At 70.5% G+C, this 22,717-nt stretch carries 29 protein-coding genes; 8 read left to right on the forward strand and 21 right to left on the reverse strand.

Features of this window, described 5'->3' with window-relative positions; all coding sequences use genetic code 11:
• The first annotated feature begins 4 nt into the window (after positions 1-4).
• From Q5696_RS12060 to Q5696_RS12075, 4 genes are all read left to right on the forward strand, one after another.
• The gene (locus Q5696_RS12060; RefSeq protein ID WP_305091587.1) at positions 5-301 is read left to right on the forward strand and encodes a hypothetical protein; all 297 of its coding nucleotides are present in this window, start codon (positions 5-7) and stop codon (positions 299-301) included.
• Between the two features lie 214 nt (positions 302-515).
• Positions 516-1,220, forward strand: a complete 705-nt coding sequence (locus tag Q5696_RS12065; protein ID WP_305091588.1) for a HemK2/MTQ2 family protein methyltransferase — start codon at positions 516-518, stop codon at positions 1,218-1,220.
• Positions 1,217-1,447 (forward strand): CDGSH iron-sulfur domain-containing protein, encoded by a 231-nt coding sequence (locus Q5696_RS12070; protein ID WP_305091589.1) that lies wholly within the window; start codon positions 1,217-1,219, stop codon positions 1,445-1,447. Before Q5696_RS12065 ends, Q5696_RS12070 begins: the two co-directional genes overlap by 4 nt.
• 44 nt (positions 1,448-1,491) lie before the next feature.
• Positions 1,492-2,496: an iron-containing redox enzyme family protein gene (locus Q5696_RS12075; RefSeq protein WP_305091590.1), complete on the forward strand. Its 1,005-nt coding sequence runs from the start codon at positions 1,492-1,494 to the stop codon at positions 2,494-2,496.
• On the opposite strand, the gene Q5696_RS12080 is transcribed toward Q5696_RS12075, so the two are convergent.
• The 15 genes from Q5696_RS12080 to hisD all read right to left on the reverse strand — a co-directional run bounded on the left by Q5696_RS12080 (position 2,497) and on the right by hisD (position 13,856).
• The gene (locus Q5696_RS12080) at positions 2,497-3,447 is read right to left on the reverse strand and encodes a TIGR03557 family F420-dependent LLM class oxidoreductase (RefSeq protein ID WP_305091591.1); all 951 of its coding nucleotides are present in this window, start codon (positions 3,445-3,447) and stop codon (positions 2,497-2,499) included. It abuts the gene before it with no gap.
• 149 nt (positions 3,448-3,596) lie between these two features.
• Entirely contained in the window at positions 3,597-3,974 is a 378-nt protein-coding gene (locus Q5696_RS12085; RefSeq protein ID WP_305091592.1) for a hypothetical protein, read from the reverse strand.
• A gap of 79 nt (positions 3,975-4,053) precedes the next feature.
• The gene (locus Q5696_RS12090) at positions 4,054-4,881 is read right to left on the reverse strand and encodes a sigma-70 family RNA polymerase sigma factor (protein ID WP_305091593.1); all 828 of its coding nucleotides are present in this window, start codon (positions 4,879-4,881) and stop codon (positions 4,054-4,056) included.
• Between the two features lie 157 nt (positions 4,882-5,038).
• Positions 5,039-5,713 carry a DsbA family oxidoreductase gene (locus tag Q5696_RS12095; protein WP_305091594.1) on the reverse strand — a complete coding sequence of 225 codons (675 nt, stop codon included), beginning with the start codon at positions 5,711-5,713 and terminating at the stop codon, positions 5,039-5,041.
• A gap of 81 nt (positions 5,714-5,794) precedes the next feature.
• Complete coding sequence (hisI, locus tag Q5696_RS12100) at positions 5,795-6,142, reverse strand: phosphoribosyl-AMP cyclohydrolase (RefSeq protein WP_305091595.1); 348 nt, start codon at positions 6,140-6,142, stop codon at positions 5,795-5,797.
• Positions 6,139-6,912, reverse strand: a complete 774-nt coding sequence (gene hisF, locus Q5696_RS12105) for an imidazole glycerol phosphate synthase subunit HisF (protein ID WP_305091596.1) — start codon at positions 6,910-6,912, stop codon at positions 6,139-6,141. The genes hisI and hisF overlap by 4 nt, the downstream gene beginning before the upstream one ends.
• A complete protein-coding gene (locus tag Q5696_RS12110) occupies positions 6,909-7,742 on the reverse strand; it encodes an inositol monophosphatase family protein (RefSeq protein WP_305091597.1) in 834 nt (277 codons plus the stop codon). The genes hisF and Q5696_RS12110 overlap by 4 nt, the downstream gene beginning before the upstream one ends.
• A 13-nt stretch (positions 7,743-7,755) precedes the next feature.
• On the reverse strand, positions 7,756-8,490 hold the full coding sequence (priA, locus tag Q5696_RS12115) for a bifunctional 1-(5-phosphoribosyl)-5-((5-phosphoribosylamino)methylideneamino)imidazole-4-carboxamide isomerase/phosphoribosylanthranilate isomerase PriA (protein ID WP_305091598.1): 735 nt from the start codon (positions 8,488-8,490) through the stop codon (positions 7,756-7,758).
• Between the two features lie 18 nt (positions 8,491-8,508).
• Positions 8,509-8,745, reverse strand: coding sequence for a hypothetical protein (locus tag Q5696_RS12120; RefSeq protein WP_305095412.1), 237 nt, complete (start codon positions 8,743-8,745; stop codon positions 8,509-8,511).
• On the reverse strand, positions 8,742-9,377 hold the full coding sequence (gene hisH / locus Q5696_RS12125; RefSeq protein ID WP_305091599.1) for an imidazole glycerol phosphate synthase subunit HisH: 636 nt from the start codon (positions 9,375-9,377) through the stop codon (positions 8,742-8,744). The genes Q5696_RS12120 and hisH overlap by 4 nt, the downstream gene beginning before the upstream one ends.
• Before the next feature lie 65 nt (positions 9,378-9,442).
• Positions 9,443-10,603, reverse strand: a complete 1,161-nt coding sequence (locus tag Q5696_RS12130) for an MFS transporter (RefSeq protein WP_305091600.1) — start codon at positions 10,601-10,603, stop codon at positions 9,443-9,445.
• Positions 10,603-10,755, reverse strand: coding sequence for a CG2302 family histidine operon protein (locus Q5696_RS12135; RefSeq protein ID WP_305091601.1), 153 nt, complete (start codon positions 10,753-10,755; stop codon positions 10,603-10,605). The genes Q5696_RS12130 and Q5696_RS12135 overlap by 1 nt, the downstream gene beginning before the upstream one ends.
• Positions 10,756-10,786: 31 nt before the next feature.
• Positions 10,787-11,401, reverse strand: a complete 615-nt coding sequence (hisB, locus tag Q5696_RS12140) for an imidazoleglycerol-phosphate dehydratase HisB (protein ID WP_305091602.1) — start codon at positions 11,399-11,401, stop codon at positions 10,787-10,789.
• Positions 11,401-12,525, reverse strand: coding sequence for a histidinol-phosphate transaminase (locus tag Q5696_RS12145; RefSeq protein WP_305091603.1), 1,125 nt, complete (start codon positions 12,523-12,525; stop codon positions 11,401-11,403). Before Q5696_RS12145 ends, hisB begins: the two co-directional genes overlap by 1 nt.
• The gene (gene hisD / locus Q5696_RS12150; RefSeq protein ID WP_305091604.1) at positions 12,522-13,856 is read right to left on the reverse strand and encodes a histidinol dehydrogenase; all 1,335 of its coding nucleotides are present in this window, start codon (positions 13,854-13,856) and stop codon (positions 12,522-12,524) included. The genes Q5696_RS12145 and hisD overlap by 4 nt, the downstream gene beginning before the upstream one ends.
• A gap of 172 nt (positions 13,857-14,028) precedes the next feature.
• On the opposite strand from hisD, the gene Q5696_RS12155 reads away from it, so the two are divergent.
• Positions 14,029-14,646 (forward strand): LysE family transporter, encoded by a 618-nt coding sequence (locus tag Q5696_RS12155; protein ID WP_305091605.1) that lies wholly within the window; start codon positions 14,029-14,031, stop codon positions 14,644-14,646.
• Between the two features lie 18 nt (positions 14,647-14,664).
• On the opposite strand, the gene Q5696_RS12160 is transcribed toward Q5696_RS12155, so the two are convergent.
• From Q5696_RS12160 to nadA, 4 genes are read right to left on the reverse strand one after another with little or no spacing between them, the layout of a single operon-like run.
• Entirely contained in the window at positions 14,665-15,267 is a 603-nt protein-coding gene (locus tag Q5696_RS12160; RefSeq protein WP_305091606.1) for an NAD(P)H-dependent oxidoreductase, read from the reverse strand.
• Between the two features lie 24 nt (positions 15,268-15,291).
• A complete protein-coding gene (gene nadC, locus Q5696_RS12165) occupies positions 15,292-16,155 on the reverse strand; it encodes a carboxylating nicotinate-nucleotide diphosphorylase (protein ID WP_305091607.1) in 864 nt (287 codons plus the stop codon).
• The gene (locus Q5696_RS12170) at positions 16,152-17,738 is read right to left on the reverse strand and encodes an L-aspartate oxidase (RefSeq protein ID WP_305091608.1); all 1,587 of its coding nucleotides are present in this window, start codon (positions 17,736-17,738) and stop codon (positions 16,152-16,154) included. The genes nadC and Q5696_RS12170 overlap by 4 nt, the downstream gene beginning before the upstream one ends.
• Positions 17,738-18,772 (reverse strand): quinolinate synthase NadA, encoded by a 1,035-nt coding sequence (gene nadA, locus Q5696_RS12175; protein WP_305091609.1) that lies wholly within the window; start codon positions 18,770-18,772, stop codon positions 17,738-17,740. The genes Q5696_RS12170 and nadA overlap by 1 nt, the downstream gene beginning before the upstream one ends.
• 103 nt (positions 18,773-18,875) lie before the next feature.
• On the opposite strand from nadA, the gene Q5696_RS12180 reads away from it, so the two are divergent.
• A complete protein-coding gene (locus Q5696_RS12180; RefSeq protein WP_305091610.1) occupies positions 18,876-19,577 on the forward strand; it encodes an NUDIX hydrolase in 702 nt (233 codons plus the stop codon).
• Here the strand turns inward: Q5696_RS12180 and Q5696_RS12185 are convergent.
• Positions 19,540-20,088 (reverse strand): TetR/AcrR family transcriptional regulator, encoded by a 549-nt coding sequence (locus Q5696_RS12185; RefSeq protein WP_370654776.1) that lies wholly within the window; start codon positions 20,086-20,088, stop codon positions 19,540-19,542. The genes Q5696_RS12180 and Q5696_RS12185 overlap by 38 nt on opposite strands.
• A gap of 66 nt (positions 20,089-20,154) precedes the next feature.
• On the opposite strand from Q5696_RS12185, the gene Q5696_RS12190 reads away from it, so the two are divergent.
• Positions 20,155-20,826: a lysophospholipid acyltransferase family protein gene (locus Q5696_RS12190; protein ID WP_305091611.1), complete on the forward strand. Its 672-nt coding sequence runs from the start codon at positions 20,155-20,157 to the stop codon at positions 20,824-20,826.
• Between the two features lie 84 nt (positions 20,827-20,910).
• On the opposite strand, the gene Q5696_RS12195 is transcribed toward Q5696_RS12190, so the two are convergent.
• Positions 20,911-21,780, reverse strand: coding sequence for an NAD(P)H-binding protein (locus Q5696_RS12195; RefSeq protein WP_305091612.1), 870 nt, complete (start codon positions 21,778-21,780; stop codon positions 20,911-20,913).
• 82 nt (positions 21,781-21,862) lie between these two features.
• On the opposite strand from Q5696_RS12195, the gene Q5696_RS12200 reads away from it, so the two are divergent.
• Positions 21,863-22,597: a helix-turn-helix transcriptional regulator gene (locus Q5696_RS12200; RefSeq protein WP_305091613.1), complete on the forward strand. Its 735-nt coding sequence runs from the start codon at positions 21,863-21,865 to the stop codon at positions 22,595-22,597.
• Positions 22,598-22,717: the final 120 nt, after the last annotated feature.

Raw genomic sequence — 22,717 nt, forward strand, 5'->3', positions numbered from 1 at the left:
TCGAATGGACAACACACATCCCTCGCAGGATCCCCGCGATCTCGCGCACACCACCCGGGAGCATCCCGGCGAAGCGATCGCCGATTCCCGCAACTGGCCCGGATACGCGCTGATCGGTATCGCGATCGTCACCCTCGGCCTGACCTTGGTGGCCGCCGGCTACGGTTTCGCCGGCTGGGCTTGGATAGCCGGAATCGCCTGCGCGGCAAGTCTTGTCGTCGGAACGCTGCTCGTACTGGCGGAGCATCGCCGGGTGAAGCGTCTCGACGAGGCCGGGTTGACCGACCAGCGGGGACACTGACCGCGCCGCGCCGGTCCCGGTTCGGGGTTTGCGATCTCCCCGCCTCGGGTATCCGGTCGCCGCAACTGCTCCGCACTCGGAAGGACTGTGGTGACCATGGCGGACGAGAGCGAGTCGGGACCGGTGGAAGGCATCGAGGGCGTGAAGGCCGAGGCCGACGAGGCCCGCCAGCGCGCCGAGCAGGGCGACTGAGGACCGGGACGCGGGTCGCGCCATGGTGATCAGACGACTCGAGGACGCTACCGACCGACCGGCCGTACGTGTTCCGCCCCGATTGTGGCGACTGCCGGGCGTGTACGCGCCCCAGTCGGACAGCTACCTTCTCGCGCGCACCTTGTCCTCCGAGCCGCGGGCCGTCGACGCGAGGATCCTCGACATCGGGGCGGGAACGGGACTGCTGTCCGTATACGCGGCTCTTGCCGGGGCCGCGCACGTGACGGCCGTCGACGTACATCGCCGGTCGCTGCTCAACACCCGGCTGAATGCGGCACTCAACCGCGTGCGGGTGCGGACCGTACACGGCGACCTCACCGAGGCGTTGCCGGGTGCCCGGTTCGACGTGGTGGTGTCCAACCCGCCCTACGTCCCGGCGCCGGACGACGTCCTTCCCCGCACGGGGCTGGGACGCTGCTGGGATGCCGGTCGGGACGGGCGCGCCTACCTGGACCGCATCTGCCGTGATGCCGCGGACCTGTTGACGCCCGGCGGAGTGCTGCTGCTGTTGCAGTCGGCCGTGTGCGGGGTGGATCGGACCCGGGCCATGCTCGAGGCCCGGGACCTCGACGTGACGATCGCCGCCACCGCCCGCATCCCGTTCGGTCCGGTCCTCACCGAGCGGGCCGACATGCTCCGGAAGCGTGGCATGCTCGCACCGGACGCCGACCGCGAAGAACTCGTCGTGTTCCGGGCGGCATCATGACTGCGGACCCCGACGTGATCGTCGGGACGGAGGCGTCGATCACGGTCTGCCCCGACGGCCCGCTGCTGGTGCGCGGCCCCGTCACGATCGTCGACGGGGCGGGCCGCTCGATCACCCCACCGAGCCGCATGTGCGCGCTGTGCCGGTGCGGGCGCACGTCGCGGACACCGTTCTGCGACGGCACCCACAAGAAGCGCAAGCGTGTCTCCCCGGCCGAGGCGTCGTGACCGCGCTGCGACACCCGAGCAGGCATCCGCGCACGATCGAGCCGATGCCGGAGCCTCAGGCTCGGGGCCCGCTCAGCGCGGCCGTGCTCGATGTCGTGACCGGCCGTTCCCTCCCCCGCGAGTTCCCGGCCCCTCCCCTGCCCGACGCCCCCGACGTCCTCACGGACGACGATCTCCAGTTGACACTCACGGTGCTGTACGAACTGCATCTGGCCGGCATCGTGGGTGTCGACGCGTCCTGGGAGTGGGATCCGGCGCTCCTGGCGTTGCGCCGGCGACTCGAAGCGGTGTTCGACGGTGCACTGCACGCACTTTCCCACTCCGCGGTCACCACCGCCCGCACCGAATTCGGCGACGATGTGGCGGCCGCCCTGTGGGACATGACCGCCCCCACCACGACGCCGGGCCTGTCCGGGTTCCTCGCGCACGACGCGGACCCGGAACAGTTCCGGGAGTTCCTCGTCCACCGCTCCCTCAACCAGCTGCGGGAAGCCGACGTGCACACGTGGGGCATCCCACGCCTGCAGGGTCCACCGAAGGCGGCCCTGGTGGAGATCCAGTCCGACGAGTACGGGGGTGGACGCTACGAGCACATGCATGCGCGGTTGTTCGCGAACACGATGCGTGCGCTCGGCCTGTCGCCGGGCTACGCCCATTATGTCGACGCGACGCCCGCCGTCACCCTGTCCTCGTTGAATGCCTTGTCGTACTTCGGTTTCCACCGCCGTCTCCTGCCCGCACTGATCGGGCACCTGTGCGCGGTGGAGACCACGTCGGCGCTGCCGGCGAAGAAGATCGCGGCGGGACTGTCGCGGCTCGGGTACGGCTCCGATGCGACGACGTTCTTCGACGTCCACGTCGAGGCGGACTCCGCGCACGAGCAGATCGCCGTCCGGGAACTGGCGGGCGGCTTCGTCGCCGGCGCCCCGGACAGCCTCGACGGCGTCCTGTTCGGCGCCGCCACCTGCCTGGGCCTCGACGATCTGGTGGGCGAGCACATGCTCCGGTCGTGGTCCGGGAGCGAAAGCTCACTACGCCGGCCGCTGTGATCAGGAGAGGGCAGGCCGCAGCTCGTCGGTGAAGAACCGGAAGAAGCCGTCGACATCGGGACCGGCGTTCACGAGTGCCAGATGGTCGAAGCCGGCGTCGGCGTAGGTGCGGATCCGCTCGAGGTGCCGGTTCACGTCCGGCCCGTATCCGAAGCTCTCGGCGATATCGGATTCACGCACCACGGACGCGGCCGCCTCGAAGTTGACGGGATTCGGCAACTCGGCCTGCACTTTCCAGCCGGCCGCCGAGAACCTGAACAGCTTGTGGGCGGAGGCGAGGGCCTCCTCGTCGGTCGACGCCCAGGCGAGGGACACTTCGGCGTAGCGCGGGCCGTCGCCGCCGGCCTCCCGGTACCGCGTCACGAGGTCGGGGTCCGCCTCGGTCGCGAACAGTCCGTCACCGAGTTCGGCGGCGACGGCGACCGCCGGGCCACCCGATCCGGCCACGACGATCGGCGGCAGCGGGTCGGGCAGATCGAACACGCGCGCATCCTCGAGCAGGATGTGACGGCCACGGTAGCTCCGGTACCCGCCGCCCCACAGCAGCCGGATCACCTCGATGGACTCCCGGAGCATGTCGGTGCGCGTCGACGCCGCCGGCCAGCCCCGGCCGACCACATGCTCGTTGAGCCGCTCCCCACTGCCCAATCCGAGAGTGAAGCGGCCGTCGGACAGCAGTGCCGTCGTCGCGGCGGCCTGCGCGACGATCGCCGGGTGATAGCGCAGGAACGGGCACGTCACCCCTGTCGCCAGACCCAGCGTCGACGTCTTCGCAGCGATCGACCCGAGGATCGACCACGCGAAACCCGAATGGTTCTGGTCGTGCAGCCACGGATGGAAATGATCACTGATCTCGACGAAGTCGAAACCCGCCTGCTCCGCCAGCACCGCCTGCCGCACGATCTCGACGGGCCCGTAGCCCTCCGCGAACAGCTTGTACCCGATTCTCACCGCACGTCCCCTTCCCTGGCGTCCGACGCGGAACGGGACGACAGACCGGCGGAGTTCTTCCGCAAGGCACAGACCGGATCCCGTAAGGGCGGTCGACTGGGCAAGGAGCTCCTGGCCCGCCGCCTGCCCCGATCCGTAGTGTCCCGCACTCAGTGCGACGGTCGCGGGGTGGCATGCGTGCCACCCCCGAACGGATGCTTCCAGGTGCGGGACGCGGTGTCGCGAACGGCCGGTTCATCAGTGCCGACGGCGTCGACGGCGACCCGGCTGCGCTGGTCCTGGCGGCGCACGTGCCGTGCCGCCCGCCGGTTGCTGCTCGCACCCGCGACGAGCAGGCTCAGGCCGAGCATCCCTGCCGCACCGACGACGATTCCCGCGAGATACAGGGCGCCGATCGATCCGGTCAGATGCACCCCGAACACGGTGAGGTCCGTGCCCGAACCGAAGACTGCGCCACCGTTGGCGACGACACCGGCGACACCGATCGCGACAGCGGCGACGAGAAGGAGGATTCCGAGAACGATCATGAGGACTCCTGGGTCGAAGCGTGCCCACTTGTCACGACGGGATACCCGATTGCCGGAGCGGCGAAACACCGGTGATCCGTCAGGCCGCGTCGCCCTGGGACCGCCCCCGCATGCGCTGCAGCGACTGCCGCAGGATGCGGGACACCTGCATCTGGGACAAACCGACGACCTTCGCAATCTCCGACTGCGTCAGGTCGTGGAAGTATCTGAGGCCCACGATCTTCCGATCACGCGAACTCAGCTTCGACAGGAGCCACCGCAAGGTCTGGCTGCAGTCGATCCGATCGAATCCGCTGTCCAGTTCCCCGATCCCGTCGAGGAGTGTCCGGTCCTCCGTGACCGGCCCGTCGAGCGAACTGCTGGTATAGGCCTGTCCGGCCAGTGCGGCCTCCGCCGCCCCGGCCCGGTCACATCCCACGGCGGACGCCACCTCGGCCGCGTCGGGTTCGCGGTGGAGTTCCTGCCTGATCCGGTCGGCCTCCCGTACCGACGCGAGATGCAGTTCCTGCAGCGACCGCGGCACCCGGACCGCCCACGTGTGGTCGCGGAAGTAGCGCCGCAACTCTCCGCGCATCGATGTCACGGCGTACGCCACGAAGTCGGTGCCGCGTCCGGGGTCGAACCGGTGCACTGCCGCGACCAGTGCAGTGGCCGCCACCTGTTCGAGGTCGTCGAGGGGGACTCCTCGATCCCGGTAGCGGCGCGCCACCCGGCGGGCGATCGGGAGGCAGTCCACGCAGACCGTCTCCACGCAGCGCCGGCGCCGCTCCCACTCCACCGTGGGGTCGTTGAACTCGGCTATCGCCGCCGCGAGATGTTCGCGTAACAGCACGTCGTCCCGGGACGGGGACGGGGACGAGCACGATTCGGATTCCCTGCCTTCGATCAGGCCTTCGGACAGCACCATGGAGCACATCACCTTCGATCCCGACACCCGATCACCGGACCGGGCTACGTTCAGAGGGCCACTGCAATACCGAACTCTGCCCGACGCTAACCCGATAATCTGATCAGCGCACAGCAGATTTCCTGTATGACTCGAAGGTGAATTTAGTGAGGTCCCGTCAGCGCCCGGCGGCCCGTCGGACCAGATCCGACGTTACGGTCGGATCGTCCGAATCGACGACGGGGAAGCCCTCCCCCGGCGCTCCCGCCCAGTGCAACTCGACACCCGGATTGTGAACATCCGAGCCGTCCGCGAGGAAGAAGTGCGGGCTGCCCTGCACCCGGTCCCCGCGGGTCCGGTAGTCGCGCATCATCGTCGCCCGCGCCGTGCCCTCGTCGAGATTCTCGGCGAGCGCGTCGACGTCCACGTGCCGGCACGTCGCCGCGATCTCGTACAGCTCGTAGACCAGATGGATCGGCCGGCTGTCCCGGAAGAAGGCGAGCCGGATCGCCATGTCGAGTTCCTCGGCCGCCGCGAGCGACTGCAGCTTCGCCGCGTGCACGGCCTCGTTCGCAGGCAACGACGTTCCCGGCCACCACGACGGATCCTGCTGCCACGGCGTCCACCCGATGTCCGGTTCGAGTGCGCCCAGCGTCGCGAGTTCCCCGTCGACGAGAGGCTTCGGCACCGGCCGCCGATCGACGTCCTCGAGCGAGAACAGCCGGTGCTCGACACGGACCGCGTCGGTCAGTCCCGCCCGTTCCCGCTCGCGGTAGAAGCGGTGCAGTGCCACCGTCGCCCAACCGCACACCACATCGGTGTAGAGCACCACTGTTCCGGGTTCGACGTCCACGACCGCCCACCACCCTTCGTCACACGGCACGGACCCCTTCCGGGTACCCGTCCGTGCGCGAAAGATGCATGCTCGCGGGAACTACGCCTCCGGCGCGAGCAGCACGTCGGTGTCGAAGCACGTGTGCGTGCCCGTGTGGCATGCGGCGCCCTCCTGGTCGACGATCAGCAGGACGCTGTCTCCGTCGCAGTCGAGCCGCACCTCGTGCACGTACTGGGTGTGCCCACTGGTCTCGCCCTTGACCCAGTACTGCTGCCGGGACCGCGAATAGTAGGTGCCCTTGCGGGTGGCGAGGGTGCGGGCGAGGGCCTCGTCGTCCATCCACGCGACCATGAGGACGTCGCCGGTCGACTTCTCCTGAGCGACGGCACTGAACAGTCCGGCGTCGTTGCGCTTGAGTTTCGCGGCGATCGCGGGGTCGAGACTCATCGGACCACGATCCCTTCCGCGCGCATCGCGTTCTTGACGTCGCCGATCGTCATCTCCCCGAAATGGAAGACACTCGCCGCGAGGACCGCGTCGGCGCCGGCCTCGACAGCCGGAGCGAAGTGTTCGACGGCCCCGGCGCCGCCGCTCGCGATGACCGGCACGTGCACGGCCGCGCGGACCGCACGGATCATCGGCAGGTCGAAGCCGGCCTTGGTGCCGTCGGCGTCCATCGAGTTCAGCAGGATCTCCCCCACCCCGAGCTCGGCGCCGCGGATCGCCCACTCGACGGCGTCGATTCCGGTGCCCCGCTTGCCGCCGTGCGTGGTGACCTCCCACCCGGACGGCGTCGGCTCCTGCCCGGCGGGCACGGTGCGGGCGTCGACGGACAGCACGATGCACTGCGACCCGAACCGCTCCGACATCTCCCGCAGCACCTCGGGGCGGGCGATGGCCGCGGTGTTGACGCTGACCTTGTCGGCACCGGCACGCAGCAGCCGGTCGACGTCGTCGACGGTGCGGACGCCGCCGCCGACCGTCAGCGGGATGAACACCTGCTCGGCGGTGCGGGTGACGACGTCGAGCATCGTGCCGCGGTCACCACTGGACGCCGTCACATCCAGGAACGTCAGCTCGTCGGCGCCCTGCGCGTCGTACGTCGCCGCAAGTTCGACGGGATCGCCTGCGTCCCGCAGGTTTTCGAAATTGACACCCTTGACGACGCGTCCGGCGTCGACATCGAGACACGGGATCACCCGCACAGCCAGAGTCATCGTGGTGGCCCTCCTTCAGGCCGCGTCTCCGGATCACCCAGAGCGTGAAGTAGATCGAGCAGTTCGGTGTGGACGCCGGGCGACGCCGCGAGAACGGATTTCGAACCGACGTGCCACTCGTCGCCGTGCAGATCGGTGACGACGCCACCGGCCGCCCGCACCATCGCCACCCCGGCCGCGTTGTCCCACAGGTGGTGACCGAACACGATTGCACCGCCGAAACTTCCGGCCGCGGTGTAGGCGAGGTCGGCGCCGGTGGAGCCGCGGATCCGGATCCGGGACGACACCCGGCTCAGCTCCCCGAGCAACGCGAACCGGAACGGGCCGGGGAACCGGCCACGGCTGTCGAGGTTGAACGCCCCGAAACTGATCATCGACTCGGCGAGGGTCCGCTTCTCGAGCCGCGGCAATGCGACCCCGTTGCGGTAGACCGGGCCGCCCACGGCGGCCGCGAACGTCTCCGCGGTCAGCGGCAGCCATGTCAACCCCAGGATCGGGACGCCGTCGCGCAGCAACGCCAGCAGCATCGCCGCCGTCGGTAGGCCCGCCGAGTAGTTGAACGTGCCGTCCACCGGATCCAGGATCCACACGTCACCCCGGTTCGGGGCCGGGCCGCCGTACTCCTCGCCGTGGACCTCGATGCCGGTACGACGTTCGAGTTCCGCGGTGATGGTCCGCTCGAGTTCCAGATCGACTTCGGTCGCGAAGTCCTGAGGCCCCTTGCTGACGGCGCTCGGGGCGCCGAGGCCCGTGACGAACCGGCCCGCGACACCGTCGAGGACGTCGCCGGCGATCGCCAGCAACTCCTGCGGGTCGCGGGTCCGGTTCATCGCGGTCGTCGTCCTAGCGCGAGACCGCGGCGAGGGCCTCGGGCAGGGTGAATCGTCCTGCGTAGAGCGCCTTTCCGACGATCGAGCCCTCCACACCCTCGCCGACGAGACCGGCGATGGCCTCGAGGTCGGCGATGGTCGAGACACCACCGGACGCGACGACCGGCGCATCGGTGGCCGCGCACACGGCGCTGAGCAGTTCCAGGTTCGGGCCCGTCAGGGTGCCGTCCTTGCTGACGTCGGTGACGACGTAACGCGAGCAGCCGTCGCGGTTGAGGCGCTCGAGGACCTCCCACAGGTCGCCGCCGTCGGACACCCAGCCGCGGCCGCGCAGCCGGTAGTCGCCGTCGATCAGCTTGACGTCGAGGCCGACGGCGATGCGCTCGCCGTGCTTGGCGATGGCACGCGCACACCACTCGGGGTCCTCGACGGCCGCGGTGCCGAGGTTGACGCGGGCGCACCCGGTCGCCAGGGCGGCCTCGAGGGAATCGTCGTCGCGGATACCGCCGGACAACTCGACCTTGACGTCGAGTTCGCCGACGACGGCGGCCAGCAGCTCACGGTTGGAACCGCGACCGAACGCGGCATCGAGATCGACCAGATGCACCCACTCGGCACCGTCGTTCTGCCACGCCAGGGCGGCGTCGCGGGGCGCACCGTAACTGGTCTCGCTTCCCGCCTCTCCCTGAACGAGGCGAACAGCTTCACCGTTGGCGACATCTACAGCAGGCAAAAGGACCAGGCTCACCGCGCCGATCCTAGTGGGTCACCGGTCGCCGTAGGCGCGGCGGGTCATCCGTGTCGACACCACACCCATCGCCGCGATCGCCGCGACGATCCCGACGAGCGCGATCACCAATCCCACGACCGGGCCGGGCGTCACGATCACGACGACGACCGCGGTCACGACGAGCACCGCGGCGCCGGTGCCCATCGTGGCGAGCGCGAGCCGCGCGATCGACAGATCCCGCTCGTCGCCGCCCCGGTCACGGTCGCGGGTCACAGGCTGCGGACCCAGTTCTCCAGCAGCTGGGCGCCGGCGTCGCCGGACTTCTCGGGGTGGAACTGGGTGGCCGACAGAGCGCCGTTCTCGACGGCGGCGAGGTACCGGTCGCCGTGCTCCGTCCACGTCAGCTTGGGCGGGGCGAGCCGTTCGGGTTCGGGTAGTTCCCATCGGCGGACGCCGTACGAGTGCACGAAGTAGAAACGGGTGTCGGCGTCCATGCCGGCGAACAGGGTGCTGTCGGCGGGCGTCTCGACGGTGTTCCAGCCCATGACGGGCAGCACGTCGGTCTGCAGGCGTTCGACGGTGCCGGGCCATTCACCGCAGCCGTCGGCTTCCACCCCGTGCTCGACGCCGCGGTCGAACAGGATCTGCATGCCGACGCAGATCCCCAGGACGGGGCGGCCCCCGGCGAGGCGTCGGCCGATGATGCGGTCGCCGCCGACCGCCTTCAGGCCCTCCATGCATGCGGCGAACGCGCCGACACCGGGGACGAGCAAACCGTCGGCGTTCACGGCGGCGTCGAAGTCCGACGTCACCTCGACGTGGGCCCCGGTGCGGGCGAGGGCGCGCTGCGCCGAGTGCAGATTTCCGGAGCCGTAGTCGAGGAGGGCAACCTTGCGTGCGGTCATGCGCAAAACTCTATCGGCCCCGGCAGCCGGCCCCTGCGGGCGGTTCGGGAGGTTGGTTCGGGAGGTTACTGCGTTCCGCTCTCGGGCGATGCCGCAGCAGCAGCCCGCGGCCACACCGCGACCGGGGTCACGGCGAGCACCACGATCGCGGCGAGCCAGAACACCGCCGGATACCCCGCCGCCCCGGCGACGAACCCGAGCGCGAGCGACCCGATGCCGGTACCGCCGTCGTACGCGATGTTCCAGGCAGCACTGGCCGCACCGACCCGCTCGGGACCCGCAGAGTCGAGCAGCGCCAGCAGGGACTCGTTCTGGACCGCCCCGAAGGCGAGACCGAACGCCGTCGCACCCGCGATCAACCCGACGTTGCCGCCCACGCCCGCCACCGCCCCGGCCAGAGCGGCCAGTCCCGCGGCACCGACGAGCAGCGCCGGCACGAGGGTGCGGCCCACCGCGGTCCGGTCGGCGATCACACCGGACCCGTAGCGGCCGACGAGCATGGCACCGGCCGACGCCGCCAGCGCCGCCCCGACCGGCCGGTCGGCGACCGCGATCGACAGCAGCGACGACATGCCGCCGTAGGCGGCCGACACCGCGAGCATCGCGATGCACGGAATCAGCAGCACCGAGAACGGGATGCCCTTGCGGCCCGCGGGCAGGCCCGGTGCGCGCACGGCCGGCAGCAGTGAGATCGACAGCAGCGACAGGGTCGGAATCACCGCGCCCAGCACGAACACCACCGTGGCGTGCCCCGAGTCGTACAGCGCGAGCCCGAGGGGCAGCACGATCATCTGGGCGGCCGCGATCGCGACCCCGTTGGCGCCGGTGACCCGGCCCAGGAGGTTTCGCGGTGCGAGTTCGGCGAGCAGTCCGATCCCGGCGACGGTCACCAGACCGAAACCGATGCCGCGGATCGCCGATACGGCGAGCGCGGGGACGGTGTCGGTGCTCCACACGAACACCAGGGACGGCGGGCCGAGCAGCAGACAACCGACGGCGAGTACCGCCCGGTAACCGAACCTGCGCAACAGGGCCGGCACCCGCAGCTGGGTGGCCACCGTGGCCGCCATGAAGATCGCGGTCACGCCACCGGCCGCGGCGGCCGATCCGTCGGCGTCGGCGACGGCCCGCGGCACCACCGGCAGCAACAGCGACCAGCCGCCGAACGTCGTGGCCCCCATCAGCAGGGCGATGAGGATTCCGCGGGTCCGGAGCAGCTCCCGCATCAGATCAACCGCAGGATTCCCGACGCTGCGGCGAGGATCGCCAGGGCCAGAAGAACGCCGGAGGCGAGCTTGTTGACCTTCCACATCGCGTAGGCGCCGCCGATCGCGAAACCTGCCGCGAGGAACAGGATGTAGAGGAAGACCGTGCTCATGCCGTCACACCGTTCGTTCCGCAGGCTCCGCTCACAGCGCGCCCTTGGTGGACGGGATCCCCGTGACCCGCGGATCGGGTTCGACGGCCTCCCGCAGCGCGCGGGCGACGGCCTTGAACTCGGCCTCGGTGATGTGGTGCTGGTCGCGGCCGTACAGCACCCGCACGTGCAGTGCGATGCGCGCGTTGGACGCGATCGACTCGAACACGTGCCGGTTGATGACGGTCGAGTACGGCACGCCCGGGTAGCCGCCGATGACGGCGTGCAGCATGTGCTCGGGTTCGCCGGTGTGCACGCAGTACGGCCGGCCGGACACGTCGACGGACGCGTGCGCGAGGGTTTCGTCCATCGGGATGAACGCGTCACCGAAGCGGCGGATGCCCTTCTTGTCGCCGAGTGCCTGCCCGAGCGCCTGCCCGAGCACGATCGCGGTGTCCTCGACGGTGTGGTGGGCGTCGATCTCGATGTCGCCCTTCGCGTGCACCGTCAGGTCGAAGCTGGCGTGCGCGCCGAGTGCGGTGAGCATGTGGTCGAAGAACGGGATCCCGGTGGAAATATCGGTCTTCCCGGTGCCGTCGAGGTTCAGCTCGACGACAATGCTCGACTCCCGCGTCGTGCGTTCGACGCGTGCGATCCGATCACTCATCACAGGTCCTTCGGTTCGGTGGCGGCCAGCAGTCGGCTGACCCGCAGCAGTTCGTCGTTCTCGGCGGCCAGGCCCACGGTGGTCCGCAGGTGCCCGGTGATGCCGACGTCACGGATGAGGACACCCTCGTCGAGATAACGCTGCCATGTGGCGGCGGCGTCGGCGAAGCGGCCGAAGAGGATGAAGTTGGCGTCGCTGGGGACGACGGTGTAGCCCATCGCGGCCAGTTCCGCGCTCACCCGGTCCCGTTCGGACGCGAGTTCGGCGACGCTGCCGAGAGTCTCGTCGGCGTGCCGCAGCGCTGCCCGCGCGGCGGCCTGGGTGACGACGGACAGGTGGTACGGCAGCCGCACCAGCAGCACGGCGTCGACGAACGCGGGCGCGGCGACGAAGTAGCCGAGCCGACCGCCGGCGAACGCGAACGCCTTGCTCATCGTGCGGCTCACCACGAGCTTGGTGGGGTACTCGTCGATCAGGGTGACCGCGGACGGCACCGACGAGAACTCGGCGTATGCCTCGTCGACGATCACGATGCCCGGTGCCGCGTCGAGGATCGGCTTCAAGTCCTCGAGCGGGATCGAGTGCCCGGTCGGATTGTTGGGGCTGGTGACGAACACGACGTCGGGACGGCGTTCCTCGATCACCGTCACCGCGGCGGCGGCGTCGAGGGAGAAGTCGGCGCGGCGCGGCGCCGGCACCCATTCGGTCTGGGTGCCGGTCACCAGCAGCGGATGCATGGAGTACGACGGCACGAACCCGAGCGCGGTGCGGCCGGGCCCGCCGAACGCCTGCAGCAGCTGCTGCAGGACCTCGTTGGAGCCGTTGGCGGCCCACAGGTTCGACACGTCCAGCTCGACACCGGTCTGCCGGGTCATGTACTCGGCCAGGTCGGTGCGCAGCGCGACGGCGTCCCGGTCCGGGTAGCGGTGCAGGTCCGCGGCGGCGGCCCGGACGGCCTCGGCGACGTCGTCGACGAGCGCGCGGGACGGCGGGTGCGGGTTCTCGTTGGTGTTGAGCTGCACGGGAACCGTCAACTGCGGTGCGCCGTACGGGGATTGGCCGCGCAGGTTGTCGCGGATCGGCAGGTCGGCCAGTCCGATGCCCGAGCCGGGAACGGTACTCATTCGGTTTCTCCGGTCAGCGACTCGAACCGCAGCCGGACGGCCTCGCCGTGCGCGGGCAGGTCCTCGGCATCGGCCAGGTTGATCACGTGCCGGGCGACATCCTTCAACGCGTCCTCGCTGTAGTCGACGACGTGGATGCCGCGCAGGAACGTCTGGACGCTCAGGCCCGACGAGTGCCGCGCGCAACCGGCGGTGGGCAGGACGTGGTTGGAGCCGGCGCAGTAGTCGCCGAGGCTGACCGGCGCCCACGGGCCGACGAACACGGCACCGGCGGACCGCACCCGGGCGGCGACGGCGGACGCGTTCTCGGTCTGGATCTCGAGGTGCTCGGCGGCGTACGCGTTGACGACACGCAGGCCGGCGGCGACGTCGTCGACGAGGACGGTGCCGGACTGGCTGCCGCGCAGCGCGGTCTCGACCCGCTCACGGTGCTTGGTGTATTCGAGCTGCGCGGCGATCGCCGTATCGACGGCGTCGGCCAGGTCGACGCTGTCGGTGACCAGGACCGACGCGGCCATGACATCGTGCTCGGCCTGGCTGATCATGTCGGCGGCCACGTGCACGGGGTCGGCGGTGCGGTCGGCGAGGATCGCGATCTCGGTGGGGCCGGCCTCGGCGTCGATGCCGACGAGGCCGCGGCACAGCCGCTTGGCGGCGGTGACGTAGATGTTGCCGGGCCCGGTGATGAGGTCGACCGGCGCCAACTCGTCACTGTCGGTGTCGGTGCCGCCGTAGGTGAGCAGTGCGACGGCCTGGGCACCGCCGACGGCCCACACCTCGTCGACGCCGAGGAGTTCGGCGGCGGCGAGGATCGTCGGGTGCGGCAGACCGCCGAACGCGGCCTGCGGCGGCGACGCGACGACGAGCGATTCGACGCCCGCGGCCTGCGCCGGGACGACGTTCATCACGACGGACGACGGGTACACCGCGTTGCCGCCGGGCACGTACAGGCCGACGCGGTCGACCGGCACCCAGCGCTCGGTGACGGTGCCGCCGGGGACGACCTCGGTGACGGTGTCGGTGCGGCGCTGGTCGGCGTGGACCTTGCGGGTCCGTTCGATCGCGACTTCGAGGGCGGCGCGGACGTCGGCGTCCAGTTCGGCGAGCGCGCGCGTCAGTTCCTCGCGGGGAACGCGCACGGTGGCCGGGCGGACACCGTCGAACTTCGCGCCGTACTCGAGTGCCGCCTCGACACCACGGGCACGAATGTCCTCGACGACGGGGCGTACCTGATGCAGCACCGCGTCGACGTCCACTCCGCCTCGGGGCAGCGCGCCCCGGAGCTCGGCGATGGACGGGGTACGACCGCGCAGGTCGGTGCGGGCAAGCATGAGAGGTCCTCTCTGGAGAACGGGGTTCGCCTCGATTATCCGTGATCGGCGCACGGCGGTCGCCTTCCGGTCCCTTCTGCGGGCCGAGCAGCGGGTGAACTGCCGCTACCCGGAAAGATACCCGCTCGGACGGGGACGTTCCCGACCGTGCCCGGCCCTGTACTGTCGCTCCGTGTCGTGGCAGCTCTGGTCGGCGTTCTTCGGCGCCGCCTGGGTGATCAGCCTGTCGCCGGGGGCCGGCGCGATCGCGTCGATGTCGACGGGCCTGCAGCACGGGTTCCGGCGCGGCTACTGGAACATTCTGGGACTGCAGCTCGCGTTGCTCCTGCAGATCGCGATCGTCGCCGCCGGGGTGGGCGCACTCCTGGCCGGCTCCACCACGGCGTTCCTGGCCGTGAAATGGTTCGGCGTCGCCTATCTCGCGTATCTCGGTGTGCGGCAGTGGCGTTCGACGCCCGCCGAGATGGAGGTGGCGGCCGGGGACGGGCGGGCGTCGGCCGTGGCGCTGGTGACGCGTGCGTTCCTCGTCAATGCGAGCAACCCGAAGGCGATCGTGTTCATGCTCGCGGTGCTGCCGCAGTTCCTGGACCCGTCCGCCCCGCTGCTGCCGCAGTACGCGCTCATGGCCGCCACCATGGTGGCCGTCGACGTCGCCGTGATGACGGGCTACACCGGGCTCGCGTCCAGGCTGCTGCGCCTGCTGCGGTCCCCGCGCCAGCAGCGCGTCACGAACCGGGTGTTCGCTGCCCTGTTCTTCGTCGCCGCCGCGGCCCTCGCTGCGGCGGTGTGAGGGCGCCCGACCCGACGGCTACCGCACGAACGTCGCCGCCGTCAGCGCCGCGACCTCGTCGAGCCACGCCGCCCGTTGCGCGTCGTCGGCGTCGGTGACCGGGCGCAGCACCCGGCGGACGAACACCGGATCGCCCAGATACGGGGCGAGGCAGTTCCCCCAGATCGCGGCGAGCGGATCGCCGAACACCGCGTCCTCACGCTCGGCGGTGGTGTCCGACGTGTTCACCACCAGCATCTGCCGGACCGTGACCAGACTCTCGGGCACGCCGGTCGCATCCGGGAGCCGGTACGCCACTCCGGGCACGACAACCCGGTCCATCCAGCCCGCCAGGATCGCGGGCGGCTTGCCCCACCAGTTGGGGTGCACGACGACCAGTCCGGCGGCGTCCCGGAGTTCGGTGCGGTGACGTCCCACCACCGTGTCCGCCTCCCGGGCCAGATACGACTCGACGGACTCCCCGGTCGTGTACGCCTCCTCCGCGGACACGACCGGATCGAACCGTTCCGCGTACAGGTCGTGGAACCGCACGTCGAGGCCGGATCCGGTGAGCACCGTCCGGATCCGGTCCGCGAGCGCGTGACAGTAGCTGTCGCTCCGCGGGTGTGCGAGGAGCAACATCACATGCGACACCGACGGCGGCCCTTACATGTCCAGGCCGAGGTCGAGCACCGTCACCGAGTGGGTGAGCGCGCCGACGGCGAGGTAGTCGACGCCGGTCGCGGCGTAGTCGGCGGCCATGTCGAGCGTCAGCCCGCCGGAGGACTCGAGCTTGGTGGACGGCGAGACCGTGTCGCGCCGCTGCACCGCGGTCTGCGTCTGCCACAGCGGAAAGTTGTCCAGCAGAACGAGTTCCGCACCCTCGGCGAGGACCGCGTCGAGCTGTTCGAGGGTGTCGACCTCCACCTCGCACTCGAGATCGGGGGCCGCGGCCTTCACCGCGCGCAGCGCCGCCACGATCGACCCGGCCGCCACGACGTGGTTGTCCTTGATCAGCGCCGCGTCACCGAGACCCATCCGATGGTTGACGCCGCCCCCGGCCCGGACCGCGTACTTCTGCAGCCCGCGCAGCCCGGGCAGCGTCTTGCGGCTGTCCCGGATCTTGCAGTCGGTGCCGTCGACGGCGTCGACCCATGCCGCCGTCGCGGTCGCGATCCCGGACAGGTGGCACATCAGGTTGAGCATCGTGCGCTCCGCGGTGAGCAGCGCCAACGTCGGCGCCTTCACCGTGAGCACGGCGTCGCCCGGCGCGACCCGGGTGCCGTCGGCGACCCGATGGACCACCTCGTAGTTGCCGGCGCCGATCACCTCGTCGAGCACCACCAGACCCACGTCGACACCGGCGACGGTGCCGGCGGCACGGCTGACGACGGACGCCGCGGTGACCGCGTCGGCGGGAACCGTGGCCACCGACGTGACGTCCGGGCCGTAGCGGAGGTCCTCGTCGAGCGCGGTGCGCACCAGCGCGAGCGTCTCCTGCGGATCGAGGCGGTCCTGCGTGTCGGTCACTGTGCTCCTATCGATAGGGGTGTGTCGACGTCGACCACCTCGAGTTCGCCGTCACGGTCGATCCGAACGGGAAGGCTGCGCCGGAACATCTCGGACGTGTCCGGGTGGTCGACGCGAGTATGACAGCCGCGGCTCTCCCTGCGCGCTGCCGCCGCCAGCACCAGTGCGGACGCCGCGACCGTGAGCGCGGTGTCCTCGAGTACCCGGCCGTTGCCGGCGGCGGTGACCGTCCCGGACCGCAGTTCACCGGCCACCGCGTCGAGGCCCGCCCCGTCGCGGACGACGGACGCGTGCGCGGTCATCAGGGACTGCAGTCGCTCGCGGGGAGCCCGCCTCCGGAACGGCAGCAGCAGATCGTCCGCCTCCACCGCGAGACTCGCCCGCTCCACCGCGGCGTGCCCGACCCGCTCCCCCACGACCAGGCCCTCGAGGAGGCTGTTGGACGCGAGCCGGTTGGCGCCGTGCAGACCGGTGCGGGCCACCTCTCCGGCCGCGAACAGCCCCGGGATCCCGGTGCGGCCGTGGACGTCGGTGACGATCCCGCCGCACGAGTAGTGCGCGGCCGGGGCGACCGGGATCAGCTGCTGCGCCGGGTCGATGCCCGCCTCCAGGCACGACGCGGTGACCGTCGGGAACCGGGCCGCGAACCCGGACAGGTGCCGGGCGTCGAGGTACACGTGGTCGGCCCCGGTCTCCCGCAGCCGGCGGGCGATGGCTCGGGAGACGACGTCGCGGGGCGCGAGATCACCCTGCGGGTGCACGCCCTCGGTGACCGAGCGGCCGTCGACGTCGACGAGCCGGGCACCCTCACCGCGCACGGCCTCGCTCACCAGCGGGCGCCGTCCGGTGCCGCCGGCCGCGAACAGCACCGTGGGATGGAACTGGACGAATTCGAGGTCGGCGACCGTCGCGCCCGCCTCGAGCGCGAGAGCGATACCGTCCCCGGTCGCACCCTCCGGGTTGGTGCTGCACGAGTACAGCTGGCCGAGTCCGCCGGTCGCGAGTACCACCGTCGGCGCATGGACCACCCCGAGTCCCTTGTCGGACACCACGATCACACCGGTGACGCCGTGGGCGCCGGTGGTGACGCGGGCCGCGGCGGCGCCGAACATCACCGGCATGCCGGCGGCGTTCAGGGCCCGCTGCACCTCGGCGCCGGTCGCGTCGCCACCGGCGTGCACGATCCGGCGGGTGCTGTGCCCGCCCTCGCGGGTCCGGGAGACGGCGCCGTCGGACCCGGTGTCGAACACCGCGCCCAGCGCGGTGAGCGCCGCGAACGCCTCCCGGCCGGCGGACACGATCGATCGGACCGCTGCCTCGTCGCACAGTCCGACACCCGCGACGCACGTGTCACCGGTGTGCGAATCCACCGAGTCGGTGCGCGGATCCCCCACCACCGCGATGCCGCCCTGCGCGTACTGCGTCGCGGTGTCGGTGGGGCCGCCCTTGCTCAGCACGAGCACCTTCAGTCCCCGCTGGGCGGCGGTGCGGGCCGCGGTCAGGCCGGCGACCCCGCCGCCGACGACGACCAGGTCCGCACGGGCCTCCCACTGCACCCCGTCGTTCCCGGCCGCGGCGACCACTACTCGCCTCCGCCCGGGTTTCCGATCTCGATCATGCGCTGCACGGACTTGCGGGCCCGATCCGCGACGTCGGGGGCGACGTGGACCTCGTCCTTGTTCTCCACCAGGCAGCGCAGCAGTGCGGCCGGGGTGATCATCTTCATGTACGGGCACGACGCGCGATCGTTGACGGCCTGGAAATCGACGTCCGGCGCGGCCTTGCGCAGCTGGTGCAGCATGCCGACCTCGGTGGCGACGAGAACCTGCTTGGCGCCGGTCTCACGGGCCGCGTCGAGCATGCCGCCGGTCGAGAGGATCTTGACCTTGTCCTCGGGCACGAAACCCTCACCTGCGAGGTACAGAGCCGAAGTGGCGCAACCACATTCGGGGTGCACGAACAGTTCGGCGTCCGGGTGGCTCTTCGACTTGGCGGTGAGCTCGTCACCGTTGATGCCGGCGTGCACGTGGCACTCGCCCGCCCAGATGTGCATGTTCTCGCGGCCGGTGACGCGCTTGACGTGGGCGCCGAGGAACTGGTCCGGCAGGAACAGCACCTCCCGGTCCGGGTCGATCGATGCGACGACGTCGACCGCGTTCGACGACGTGCAGCAGATGTCCGTGAGGCCCTTCACCTCGGCAGTGGTGTTGACGTACGACACCACCAGCGCGTCCGGGTGCTCGGCCTTCCACTCGCGCAGCTGGTCGGCGGTGATCGAGTCGGCGAGCGAGCAGCCGGCCCGCTCGTCCGGGATCAGCACCGTCTTCTCGGGGCTGAGGATCTTGGCGGTCTCGGCCATGAAGTGCACGCCACAGAACACGATCGTGCCCTCTTCGGCCTCGGCCGCGATACGCGAGAGCGCCAGCGAGTCACCGACGTGGTCGGCGACGTCCTGGATCTCGGGCAGCTGGTAGTTGTGCGCCAGGATCGTGGCGTTGCGTTCCTTCGCCAGACGACGCACCTCGGCCGCCCACTCGGGTCCGGCCTCGACGCCGGTGTATCCACCGGGGCCGTCCTGGATCTGTTCGGTTGCACCCGCCCACACCGTCGATGTCATGGCCACTCCTTGTTCGTGGGACTGCCCGGCAGTCCTGTTGCTCCAACCCGGGCGGGCCGGCTCGAATTTCCGAAATCGAGGTTTTCGACTTAGGATCGAAAACATGCCACATGGTAGCACCGTCCACGAAGTCCTCACCGCGGTGTTCCAGGTTCGCCCGGCATCGGGCGGCGTCACCGCAGGTGACGAGCTCATGGTCCTGCTGTGGCAGCGCGCACTCGACCCGCAGTCCGGAACGTGGTCGCTGCCCGGTGGAACCCTCGGCGACGACGAGGACCTGGCCACCTCCGCCCGGCGTCAGCTCGCCGAGAAGGTCGACGTCCGCGACGTCGCGCACCTCGAACAACTCTCGGTGTTCAGCGACCCGCACCGAGTGCCCGGTGACCGCCGCATCGCGTCCACCTACCTGGGACTGGTGCCGCTGCCCGCGGACCCCCAACTCCCCCCGGACACCGCCTGGCACCCCGTGTCCGCGCTGCCGCCGATGTCGTTCGACCACGGCACCGTCGTCGAGTACGCCCGCACCCGCCTGGCCGCGAAACTGTCCTACACCAACATCGCGTTCGCCCTCGCGCCGGACGAGTTCACCCTGTCAACCCTGCGCGACATCTATTGCGCCGCACTGGGATACCAGGTCGACACCACCAACCTGCAGCGCGTCCTCACCCGGCGCCGGGTCATCACCGCCACCGGCCACACCGCCCGCTCCGGCCGTTCCGGTGGCCGGCCCGCCGCGCTCTACCGCTTCACCGACGCCCGCCTGCGCATCACCGACGAGTTCGCGGCCCTGCGTCCGCCGGGCTGAGCGCGCGGTCGACGACCTGCCCGACGAGCTCGTCCGTGTCGACGCCCGGGATCGCGAGTCCCAGCGAACCGGTCGACGCCAGTACCGCGATGCCGTGGACACCCACCCACAGGGTCGCGGCGGACGCGTCGGCGTCGTCGACGCCGGCGCCGTTCTCGATGAGCGTCACGAGCCACCGGAAGAGCGGGCGGGACACGTTCCGCAGTTCGGCACCCGCCCCCTCGAGCAGGTCGTGCCGGAACATGAGCGTGAACATCGCCGGACGCCGCACCGCGAAGTCGACGTAGGTGCGGGCCACCTCCGTGACGGCATGGTCGGACCGCTCGGCCGTGGCCGCGAGTTCGCCCGCGAGATCCCGCAGCCCGACGTCCGCGATCGCTGCGAGCAGGCTGCGGTGCGTCGGAAACCAGCGGCGCGGTGCACCGTGCGAGACGCCCGCCCGGCGCGCGATCTCCCGCAATCCGATGTTCGGGTCTCCCGACTCCTCGAGCAGTTCGACGCCGGCCGTCACCAGCGCATTCCTTGTTTCTCCCGGCTGCACGTAGACAGTGTCTCCCACTTCACGTAGACAGTGTCTATGCCTTCTCGATCAGACCTCTCGTACGCGCTGTGCCGATACGTCCTCATCGGACCGGCGTTGCGCCTGCTCGGACGCCCCCGCATCGTGGGCCGCGAACACATCCCCCGCACGGGCGCGGTGATCCTGGCCGCCAACCACCTGGCCGTCTCGGACTCCTTCTATCTCGCCCTCGCCGCGCGGCGGCCGACGATGTTCCTCGCCAAAGCCGAATACTTCGAGGGCACCGGGACGATCGCGGCCGTCCGGCGACGGTTCCTGCACCTGCTCGGCCAGATTCCCGTCGACCGGCGCGGTGGCCATGCGTCCGCCGCCGCCCTGGACGCGGCCGTCGACATCGTGTCCCGAGGCGGCGCGTGGGGCATCCACCCCGAGGGCACCCGCTCACCGGACGGGCGCCTGTACCGGGGGCGCACCGGCGCGGTCCGGGTGGCGCTGGAGACCGGGACACCCCTGGTCCCCGTGGCGATCACCGGCACGGCACGACACCCTTCGGTAACGCAGCAGCGACGCCGGGTGGTCGTTCGGATTCTTCCGCCCATGGATCTGACACTCTTCCGCGACATGGGCTCTCCCGGGGTCCGGGCCGCCACCGACACCCTCATGCGCACGATCGGCGGCCACACCGGACAGGAACAGGTCGACGAGTACGCGAAATCGTGGACGCAGTGATCTACGCCGCCGCATTGCGGGAGAGACAATCGTCCTCGACGACGAGGAGGGCGGCTTCGAGTCCGACGGCTCCGTCCGATGGCTTCAGAAGAGGGGGACGAGCTCCTCACGGATCCAGCTCCGCAACGGGGTCGGTGTGGTGGTGACCATCGAACGGTCCTGCTCGGGTACGAAGCCGTCTCGCAGGCCGGTGGACATCCCCAGCACCGCGTCCGCCATGGCGGGCGGCATGCCCATCCGGAGATACTGCTCGCGCATCCGCTCGTCGGCGATCCGCTCGACGCGCACCTCCCGACCGAGCTCTTCTGTGAGAATCTTCGCGACCTGAGCCCACGTCAGGTCTTCGGGGCCGTGGACGGCCTGGATGCGGCGTCCGCTCCACTCGCCGCTCAACAGGGCGAGCGCAGCCACCTCGGCGATGTCCCGCGGGGCGACCCAGCTCATCGGGGCGTCGAGGGGCAGCACCGTCCGGAGCAGCCCGGCCTTCAACGACTCCGTCTCGAACAGCAGGTTGGTGAAGAAGTAGCCGCACCGCAGGTGCGTGACGTCCGCGCCGCAGTCGTCGAGGGCGACTTCCGTTTCCGCGAGGCCGTCGATCTCCCCCGCCCCGTGCCGCTTCTCCGCACCGACACTGCTCTGGAACACGACCCGTCCGATCCGGTTCGCCTCGACGGCGGCGACGACGGACTCCGTCGCGCGGCGATAGTCGGCCAGCGGATCGGAGGACTCGGCGGGCGGATCGACCCAGTAGACGGCGTCGACGCCGGCGGTGGCGGAGACGACCTGGCTCGGCTCGCGCGAGTCCATCGCCACCAGGTCGACGTGCTCGGCGACGGCGGCGGGAATGTTCTCCGGGTGGCGGGTGAGCAGTATCGGCCTGACGTCGGCCTGGACGAGCATCCGCGTCAGATGCCGACCCACATTGCCTCGAGGTGTCGTGACAGCGATCTTCATGGGGTTCCTTTCCTCGTTCGTGCTTCCACGCTAGAAGCAGATGCGGCCTCCTATCGGCCGCATCTCGAGCGATCATGGATCCATGGACTCGCCCTCGACACGGTCGCTGGAGCTGCTGGCGCTCCTCCAGTCGGGACGGCGCTGGACCGCCCGCGACCTCGCAGTCCGGCTACGGGTCAGCGAGCGCACCGTGCGCCGGGACGCGATGCGTCTGCGCGACATGGGCTACGACGTCAGCTCCCGCCCAGGCCCAGGCGCTGTCTACGCGCTGCGGCCGAGCATGAAGATCCCGCCGCTGCTGCTCGGTGCGGACGAAGTCTCGACGATCGTCACGAGCCTGCTGGTCCTCGAAGCATGGCTACCCGACGACGCCACTGCCGCGACCGCACGCACGAAGCTCGAACAGGTACTGCCCGGGAGGCTGCGGCGGCGCGCCGCCGCGGTGGCTTTGTCGACGCAGGTCCTGCGCGAGGCTCCGGCATCGGTGGACTGGGAACTCGTCGGCACGATCGCCGACGCTGTCGCGGCGGGTGCGCGCCTCGCGTTCGACTACACGGATCGGCAGGGTCGTCGTTCTCGCCGCACGGTCGAGCCCTATCGACATCTCCTGCGGCAGCAGCACTGGTATCTCGTCGCCTACGACCTCGACCGCGACGACTGGCGTCTCTTCCGACTCGACCGGATTCAGGTCCCCGCCACCTTGCCCGGGCCACACGGGCGTCACTCCTTCCCCTGGAACTCGATTCACGACTGGCTCGCGAGCAACTTCGGCGCGAACGAGCGACGCTCGGCCGATACCTCCGGTCGGCACCCCTAGATCGCCCCTGTCTCCCTGCGACACCGACGCACAGAAGTACCCCGGGCCTCCTCCGATCGGATCGACGTCCGATGCCCGACTCTCCGTCGTCGGCGTGCGGGACCGCTTCCCTCTCGATAT

Origin of the sequence: Prescottella sp. R16 (genome assembly GCF_030656875.1) — a bacterium.
Taxonomy (GTDB): domain Bacteria; phylum Actinomycetota; class Actinomycetes; order Mycobacteriales; family Mycobacteriaceae; genus Prescottella.

What these genes read in the sequence shown, in the direction of transcription:
- Q5696_RS12190 (WP_305091611.1), top strand. Translation starts at nt 20,155, where the DNA reads ATGCCTTCTCGATCAGACCTCTCGTACGCGCTGTGCCGATACGTCCTC.
- Q5696_RS12085 (WP_305091592.1), bottom strand. Translation starts at nt 3,974, where the DNA reads ATGATCGTTCTCGGAATCCTCCTTCTCGTCGCCGCTGTCGCGATCGGT.
- nadA (WP_305091609.1), bottom strand. Translation starts at nt 18,772, where the DNA reads ATGACATCGACGGTGTGGGCGGGTGCAACCGAACAGATCCAGGACGGC.
- Q5696_RS12180 (WP_305091610.1), top strand. Translation starts at nt 18,876, where the DNA reads ATGCCACATGGTAGCACCGTCCACGAAGTCCTCACCGCGGTGTTCCAG.
- Q5696_RS12145 (WP_305091603.1), bottom strand. Translation starts at nt 12,525, where the DNA reads ATGAGTACCGTTCCCGGCTCGGGCATCGGACTGGCCGACCTGCCGATC.
- Q5696_RS12065 (WP_305091588.1), top strand. Translation starts at nt 516, where the DNA reads ATGGTGATCAGACGACTCGAGGACGCTACCGACCGACCGGCCGTACGT.
- Q5696_RS12075 (WP_305091590.1), top strand. Translation starts at nt 1,492, where the DNA reads ATGCCGGAGCCTCAGGCTCGGGGCCCGCTCAGCGCGGCCGTGCTCGAT.
- Q5696_RS12090 (WP_305091593.1), bottom strand. Translation starts at nt 4,881, where the DNA reads ATGGTGCTGTCCGAAGGCCTGATCGAAGGCAGGGAATCCGAATCGTGC.
- Q5696_RS12195 (WP_305091612.1), bottom strand. Translation starts at nt 21,780, where the DNA reads ATGAAGATCGCTGTCACGACACCTCGAGGCAATGTGGGTCGGCATCTG.
- Q5696_RS12135 (WP_305091601.1), bottom strand. Translation starts at nt 10,755, where the DNA reads ATGAGCACGGTCTTCCTCTACATCCTGTTCCTCGCGGCAGGTTTCGCG.
- hisI (WP_305091595.1), bottom strand. Translation starts at nt 6,142, where the DNA reads ATGAGTCTCGACCCCGCGATCGCCGCGAAACTCAAGCGCAACGACGCC.
- Q5696_RS12060 (WP_305091587.1), top strand. Translation starts at nt 5, where the DNA reads ATGGACAACACACATCCCTCGCAGGATCCCCGCGATCTCGCGCACACC.
- Q5696_RS12160 (WP_305091606.1), bottom strand. Translation starts at nt 15,267, where the DNA reads ATGTTGCTCCTCGCACACCCGCGGAGCGACAGCTACTGTCACGCGCTC.
- Q5696_RS12130 (WP_305091600.1), bottom strand. Translation starts at nt 10,603, where the DNA reads ATGCGGGAGCTGCTCCGGACCCGCGGAATCCTCATCGCCCTGCTGATG.
- Q5696_RS12070 (WP_305091589.1), top strand. Translation starts at nt 1,217, where the DNA reads ATGACTGCGGACCCCGACGTGATCGTCGGGACGGAGGCGTCGATCACG.
- hisD (WP_305091604.1), bottom strand. Translation starts at nt 13,856, where the DNA reads ATGCTTGCCCGCACCGACCTGCGCGGTCGTACCCCGTCCATCGCCGAG.
- hisB (WP_305091602.1), bottom strand. Translation starts at nt 11,401, where the DNA reads ATGAGTGATCGGATCGCACGCGTCGAACGCACGACGCGGGAGTCGAGC.
- hisF (WP_305091596.1), bottom strand. Translation starts at nt 6,912, where the DNA reads ATGACTCTGGCTGTGCGGGTGATCCCGTGTCTCGATGTCGACGCCGGA.
- Q5696_RS12200 (WP_305091613.1), top strand. Translation starts at nt 21,863, where the DNA reads ATGGACTCGCCCTCGACACGGTCGCTGGAGCTGCTGGCGCTCCTCCAG.
- hisH (WP_305091599.1), bottom strand. Translation starts at nt 9,377, where the DNA reads ATGACCGCACGCAAGGTTGCCCTCCTCGACTACGGCTCCGGAAATCTG.
- Q5696_RS12110 (WP_305091597.1), bottom strand. Translation starts at nt 7,742, where the DNA reads ATGAACCGGACCCGCGACCCGCAGGAGTTGCTGGCGATCGCCGGCGAC.